This window comes from Mesorhizobium sp. M2A.F.Ca.ET.039.01.1.1, assembly GCF_003998035.1.
GTDB lineage: Bacteria > Pseudomonadota > Alphaproteobacteria > Rhizobiales > Rhizobiaceae > Mesorhizobium.
Map to the genome: position 1 here is coordinate 1 of NZ_RZRY01000899.1, position 2,154 is coordinate 2,154.

Annotated in this window: 1 protein-coding gene and 1 pseudogene; one reads left to right on the forward strand and one right to left on the reverse strand. The window is 62.3% G+C overall.

The annotated features are described in order from the left end of the window. The first annotated feature begins 554 nt into the window (after window positions 1-554). Window positions 555-1,289, forward strand: a complete 735-nt coding sequence (gene lexA / locus EOA24_RS35280) for a transcriptional repressor LexA (protein ID WP_042642529.1) — start codon at window positions 555-557, stop codon at window positions 1,287-1,289. On the opposite strand, the pseudogene EOA24_RS35285 reads toward lexA, so the two are convergent. Beyond that, window positions 1,283-2,154 (reverse strand): annotated as a pseudogene (locus EOA24_RS35285) (competence protein); the annotation flags it as partial. The gene lexA and the pseudogene EOA24_RS35285 overlap by 7 nt on opposite strands.

Below are 2,154 nucleotides of genomic sequence, written 5' to 3' on the forward strand. Positions count from 1 at the left end.
ATATCACCCCTTCCGGCAGAACAAAGCGATCGCGCAAGGGGCGCAGCGGGTCCGCAGCGTCCATCGCCTCGACCTCGGCAAGATCGGGAATTCCCCTCATGTGCTACCGCCTCCATTTCGACCCAGGCCGCTACATCCCTCCGGCGACCAAGGCGGTTGTCCCATCACCGTCCGCAACCCGGCAAGAACCTTCTGTCCTATATTAGCTGGTCCATAGACGGCAAAGGCTGAGGATCGGAATCGTCGCCAAGGTTGGCATTTTGAGTTCGTTTCGTTCACGTTACGGTACATGGTTGGGTCAGCTGACTGGATCCCTTCAGCACCTCCGCGACGATGTCGCCTCTCAATTTCAGCATAAGGAGAATTGCAAAATCGAGCGGAATCAATGACACAGCCCAACCGGTGGCGGCCAGGCACCGTCGGATGCAACATTCTTTCGCCCGCCTTAAGAAATTCATTAAACTTTAAACGGTTGCGGAACACAACTGGAACAGATAGTGTTTGTTCTGGGTTTGTTTTTCTGATTCTGGTTTCGGAACCCGTGGGGGCCGCCAATGCTGACGCGCAAACAACATGAACTCCTGATGTTCATCCATGAACGCCTGAAGGAGAGCGGGATCCCTCCATCCTTCGACGAGATGAAGGAAGCGCTCGACCTCGCCTCAAAGTCCGGCATCCATCGGCTGATCACGGCGCTGGAAGAACGCGGCTTCATTCGCCGGCTACCGAACCGGGCGCGCGCGCTGGAGGTCTTGCGCCTGCCCGACTCGATCGCTCCCGGCCTGAATGCCGCGAAGAAATTTTCGCCAAGCGTCATCCAGGGCGGCCAGGGCAATCTAAGCCGACAGGTCAAGCCGGCAGCGCCCTCGCGTACGCCGACACCCAGCAATGATGACGACGCCGCTTCGGCCGTGTCCATTCCGGTGATGGGCCGCATCGCCGCCGGTGTGCCAATCGACGCCATCCAGCACCAGACGCATTCGATCTCGGTCCCGCCGGACATGATCATGGGCGGCGAGCACTATGCGCTGGAGGTCAAGGGCGACTCGATGATCGAGGCCGGCATCTTCGACGGCGACACCGTCATCATCCGTAACGCCAGCACGGCGAGCCCGGGCGAGATCGTGGTGGCGCTCGTCGACGATGAGGAAGCGACACTCAAGCGCTTCCGCCGCAAGGGCGCCTCGATCGCGTTGGAGGCCGCCAACCCGGCCTACGAAACCCGCATCTTCGGGCCGGATCGGGTCAAGGTGCAGGGCAAGCTCGTCGGGCTGATCAGGCGCTACTGATCCGGCTGCGAGGACTTGGCCCTCTCTGGCTTTTCGTAAGGCGCCAGTCCCCTCGCCTCGCGAGTGTACTTCCGCTGCTCGTGCCAGGGCCGGTAAGGCTGCTCGACGGCATATTGGATGGCTGCTCGCGCGGTTGCCGATTGCGGATCGAAGAAGACGGCGGCACTGCCGTCACGCGCCAGTTGGCGCTTGGTGACGACAAGCACGCGCTCATCCCAGCAGGGATTGTAGGCCGTCGCATCGTTGATGACGATGAGATCGGCAAAGCCGCAGGCGGGCCGTGCGCTGTCGCGGTTTTCGGCGAGCGCGACGATCGCGCCGGACGGATGCCGGCCAATGCAGAGGTCGCCGGTGCAATAGAAGGGCGAGCCGGGCGGCAGGTCGACCGGGTCGGCGATATCGAGCGCATCCTTGGCAAATGTCTCGGGCGGCACGATGGCCTCGGCCTTCAGCGCCCGCTTCCAGTTGTCGGTGGTGAACTCGTTGGAGCGTTCGCGGTTGACGGCAAGCTCGCCGCCACCGATCGGCATCGCCACGAGATGCGCGTCCTCCGAGATCAGCACATCCGGCGTGCGCACATGCGGGATCGCCAACAGCGCGGCGAGCGCGAAGGGCACAGCGGCGAGCCTCAGCCAGGTGGTGGCCATGGTCGCGATGACGAGCGCGATTGTCGCCAGCAGCACCGACTGGATCGAGATCAATCCCACTGCATCGACTGGCGAGCGGTCGGAAATCCATGCCGAAATGGCGATCATCGCTGTCAGGCCCTTGCCCATCACATAGAGGAAGGGACCGTCGAAGCCGAACGGCATGGCGAGCGCGCTCAACACGGCGAACGGCATGACAATCAGCGAGACGATCGGCA

Coding starts and splice junctions, on each gene's coding strand:
- lexA (WP_042642529.1), top strand. CDS start 555: ATGCTGACGCGCAAACAACATGAACTCCTGATGTTCATCCATGAACGC.